Raw genomic sequence first — 4,436 nt, 5'->3', positions numbered from 1 at the left:
TGCTCGGGGGCGGGATGTGTTTATAAGAGACAGGGTTAAAATCCTCAATCATTAGAGCCTTGGGATTTCGCCTCAACTCTTCAGGTAATTGGGCAATGGCTACCACATGCAGCAGTTTATCGCAGCCGAACAGATTGGCGGCTTCCTGCATATCTGCACTCATCGTTTTCCTTCCCCCTGCCAAGGATAAATATAATTTCCCTTCAGCAGTCAATCCAGATGCATGCAGGACAATCCGGTATATCCATGACCGCATCAACCGGATAGCCCGTTCATCAGAGAACTCCTTAACACCACAACATGGAAAAACCCTGAGAATGAATCGGAAATGTTGGGCCCATGCTGTCAAGGCGTCGAACTCATTTTGAAGCATAGGTGTGATATCAGGGGTTACCACCCAACATTCATTGACCGATGACAGTCCCAAGGCAGAGATTTTTTCCTGGACAGCTTCAGCCTGGGCATACAGAGGGAATTGCATGGGATTAGTAAACCCCAAGATTTCAGGCACGATGTGCCATGAGTATCCCAGGGTTGTTACCAGTATATTCACGTGGCTAAATTTCCTTCACAATGCAGAGACACCAACCCATCGGAAGCAACTGCCCATTGTAATCGAAAACCATCCGTGTATCCCCATATCCATGGTCCCTTGGGACTTTTGGCATTCTATAGATTTTCTCGAACGTGACAAATTCGGCTTGGCTCCAACGTCCAAGTCGCATAGGGAATATAGCTTTGTTGGATTCATCAAGATTGGTTATAATATCGTACAGCTTTTTATAGAGTTTCAATCTTGAATCAGATATTTCTGCATAAAAATTATCTGCTTCATTGATGAACTCTCGCTTGAAAAAATATTGGCATGCACGTACTAAATCCTCCATGGAAGCATATCGGTGACCCCCGAAATTCACTTTCTGGAGGTCAATATCAATCGTTGCTCTGCTTTTACCTGTGGTGGAGTTTCCCATCAGAGTGCCCTTCAAGGCCTCGGTGTAAATCGGAATTCCTTTGATTACAAGAGTATCACCTTTCCTCGCAATGTTCTCAATCTTGCCTACGATTTGGCTTCCCTTTGGATCAAATGCAGCATCCCCGAACGCGAATGTCCGAAACAAATCATTTTTGGGATCGTTACCCATGATATCCTTTTGGACTCTTTTTTCTATGTTTGCCGCATCCCTGTATGCAAATGATTGCTGAGCACGCTTGATGTCGTCATAATTCTTGTCATAGAATTTTTCATCTGGCCATTCATGCATGACAAGATTCAACATCGCAGTACGCAGAGCGCCTTTGAAAGAACTACCAGGAATTACAGCAGACATTTTCCCTGCCGGCCTGTACATCTCGAAGACTTCAAGACTGCTGTCCAATGGATTGCCTTTGCTTTTAATATCATAGAGTGTTTTGAACCCATCGGTGAGATCACAGATATGTGATATATCTTTGTTCTTCTGGAAATTGGCCAAGAAGAACTTTCTCAAAGATGTTAATGATGGATCATTACTTGCCCGTTCATATTCCACAATTTTTTTAGGATCTTTTACCACCCTCTGGAGAATGGATTCCTGTGAATACACAATGAACCGTTCTTGTTTTATAACTTCAGCAGTAAGGTATTCCATCAAAGGAATTGAATTTCCTGTCCCAATATGGATGGCTGTCAAGGGTTGGATAGTTATCTCATACTGTTTCTTCATGAGTCGCTCCTTCAGGCAAGGGAATGATTGGGCAAAAGCCAGACTGACAGATTCGGGAATCAGAGTGAACATCCGTAATGAGGTTTCCAACAAACAACGTACCTTCATTGCACATGAAAGTCGCACCTTCATCAAACAAAATCACAGTCTTTTTGAAAGGGTTGAATGAGTTACCAAATCCACCTCCAATTTTTCCTCGCCTGACGAAAATATTAGAGAGCAGGTCTTCTGGAATTTTTTCCTTTCCCAGGACAAAAGGTCCAAGCGCCATATACCGGTTCGAATGCTTTGCCGGTATTTGGATTTTCTGGAGACCAGGCAATACTGTGACAACACCTTTTCCAGATGAAGCATCAGCACCATAGCCATTCTCAAATGCCCAAATAAGAAGCTGCATAATTCGATCTTCCTCATAATCGGAAGCTATGTACAAATCGAAAACGATCCTACCTGACATAAATGCATTGGGATTCGGCCACATGGATTCGGAAGAAAACAACCCTTGGTCCTGAACGGTCAAAGAAAGCCTATCAATGGTATTATGCATCTCTGACTCTTTTATGAAATACGGTTGAGCATTCCCTTTTATTTCAATTGAATCATTTAGGAAAGAAGGGATGAAACGCGATTTCTTCTTAGCCTTGATTTGTGCATACTCCGTTTTCGTCAGGATTTTAGTCACAACCCTTTCGCTCAGGATTGGGCGTGGCAACATCCCCTGCGGAAACGCACTTGATATAACGAACGGAGGATTCGAGGAATGACACCCCGCAAGGAATGCCGCAACATCAATGTCTCCCTCATGGGTTGCTATACCCCACACAATATGCCCCCAAATGGTATCACCTTTGAGGGGTGTAGCAATCGGTGAATGGAGCTCGATTTGTGCCTTGTATAGTTTCATATGTGGCCCCTTACATAGGTTACAATTCTATTGAATTCCCGTTTTCATCTTTCAGATCGACGAAATCAATTTGGCCATTACCACGAGAACCACCACCACCCAAGTAATCAGCCTTGAGTAGATTCAAACCTGAAACCACCACATCATCGAACATCTTCAAGTCAGTCTTTCCACCGTCTCCCATATCCAACACCCTGAAGATGATTTCAAAGTCAAAGGTTACCCCTGGGACTACACGTTCGATAGGTCTAGGATTTGCCTCTGCAGTTATCCTGTTCAAACTATTCTCAGATTTCTCCTCTACTATTGGCTTGCCTTGTTTCATCATCGCGCGATATTCCTCTGAGAGGGTTGCATCCCTAACAATGAGACGGGTAGGTCCCTTCTCAATCGTTGATGCACTGTTTCTAGAATTGTTGGCACTCCCGAATACCCTGCAAATTTGACAATCGGCTTTTCCACAAGAACATGGCTCACCAGGCTTCCTGCTTGCCATATCAATCTTTCCAAACTTCCATTCCAGAAGGGATCTCATCTTCCCTTTGATTGAAGATCCCGGGATATACGGTTCCCGGTTGAGGGGATTCCTGATTATGGGATTATCCATGCCGCCAATTTCAACCTTGTCATTACCTGCTCCAATATGAAGCCCTGTCTTCACCACCATTTTGCCAATGATCTTTTTCTGTCCCAGCTGTTGATATTCCATGGTTTATCTCCTTTCTCTCTTAACTTCTGTTCGGGGCATGTTCATAATAGAATCCATAGACGGCTTCGAACAAAGCAAGAAAGACCTCATAGTCCTTCTGCTTATGAATGCTGTCGATACCTTCAATCAGGAACGCTGACAATACGTCATAACAACGGATTTCATCTGAATTATGTAGATTTCGGGTTGACCTAGCGATGGTGTAGCATACTTTTGACTTGATCATCTTGATGTAGGGAAGCTGGCTTTCCCACATGGCAGCATCCAGCTGAAGCAAGTAGTCGAACCGCTTCACCTCGTCGAATATCCGCCGGAGCTGGGTTCCGCTCACCCCATTTGTTACATCACGCCCTCTATACTGGCTGACCTTGTAGAGTTTCTTGGCAATCTCCTGCGCTTTTGTGTCGAACAAATCAGGCTTTACCCGACTTTCGCCATCCTCGTAGAACCCCCCAATGATTGAAGGGCCACTTCCTTGTCTTGGCTGTAGCATTGTAAATCTCCTTTTGAACTATTCAATTCAATCTATCACGAATCTGATAGAGGGCATAACTTGCAGAAACCCTTGCATCAACCATTTGAGGGGGAGATGCTCCAAACTGAGCAAACCAGGAACGTACCTCACCCTGGTTCTTATGTATTGTCCTGCTCAGTTGATACTGGTAATTGCTGGCCCACAACAAATCCCTTAAATCGCCGTTCCCCACCCTTTCTGCACGATGGGAGAAATCGATGATTCGATAGACTGTCGCTTTGGATACTGCGTTGGTATCAATGTACTTCAACATCTGCTTACCGTCGGCCAGACTTTTCCTGAAAACATCCCACGATTGGGTGACCCCAAATATCGTAATACCATCCTTCACTATTAGGTTACGCTCCTTGCGTTGTTTGGATGATTCTAGGCCCTCCTCTGCCATCATCGCAAGATTTTTCACAGGAAGCGAACTGGATGCAAGCGCAATCCCTCCTGAAAGGGTAACTGCCTTGTTATGATTTGTAAAAATATCCAACCTCTCTCGGAAATCCAAGGCAAACTCCATGACAACATCCCAAACCCCGAGCACGCACAAATCATCGCCTCCCGAAAATACGACATAGATGCTCTTCTTATACC

General features: G+C 44.4%; 6 protein-coding genes. All 6 read right to left on the bottom strand.

Features of this window, described 5'->3' with window-relative positions; genetic code table 11:
- Window positions 1–481 (bottom strand): CRISPR-associated ring nuclease (locus tag JF818_RS09900; RefSeq protein ID WP_198891850.1); only part of this gene is annotated, 481 nt, incomplete at its 3' end.
- 76 nt (window positions 482–557) lie between these two features.
- Window positions 558–1,706 carry a type III-A CRISPR-associated RAMP protein Csm5 gene (csm5, locus tag JF818_RS09895; protein WP_198891849.1) on the bottom strand — a complete coding sequence of 383 codons (1,149 nt, stop codon included), beginning with the start codon at window positions 1,704–1,706 and terminating at the stop codon, window positions 558–560.
- On the bottom strand, window positions 1,690–2,610 hold the full coding sequence (locus JF818_RS09890) for a CRISPR-associated protein Csm4 (RefSeq protein WP_198891848.1): 921 nt from the start codon (window positions 2,608–2,610) through the stop codon (window positions 1,690–1,692). Before JF818_RS09890 ends, csm5 begins: the two co-directional genes overlap by 17 nt.
- Before the next feature lie 19 nt (window positions 2,611–2,629).
- Complete coding sequence (gene csm3 / locus JF818_RS09885) at window positions 2,630–3,319, bottom strand: type III-A CRISPR-associated RAMP protein Csm3 (protein WP_198891847.1); 690 nt, start codon at window positions 3,317–3,319, stop codon at window positions 2,630–2,632.
- Between the two features lie 19 nt (window positions 3,320–3,338).
- The gene (gene csm2 / locus JF818_RS09880; protein WP_198891846.1) at window positions 3,339–3,812 is read right to left on the bottom strand and encodes a type III-A CRISPR-associated protein Csm2; all 474 of its coding nucleotides are present in this window, start codon (window positions 3,810–3,812) and stop codon (window positions 3,339–3,341) included.
- A 22-nt stretch (window positions 3,813–3,834) separates the two neighbouring features.
- Window positions 3,835–4,436: hypothetical protein (locus tag JF818_RS09875; protein WP_198891845.1), on the bottom strand; the 602-nt coding region annotated here is incomplete at its 5' end.

Source organism: Sphaerochaeta sp. S2, from assembly GCF_016406725.1.
Classification (GTDB): Bacteria; Spirochaetota; Spirochaetia; order Sphaerochaetales; family Sphaerochaetaceae; genus Sphaerochaeta.
This window is presented reverse-complemented; position numbering and strand designations above follow the sequence as displayed.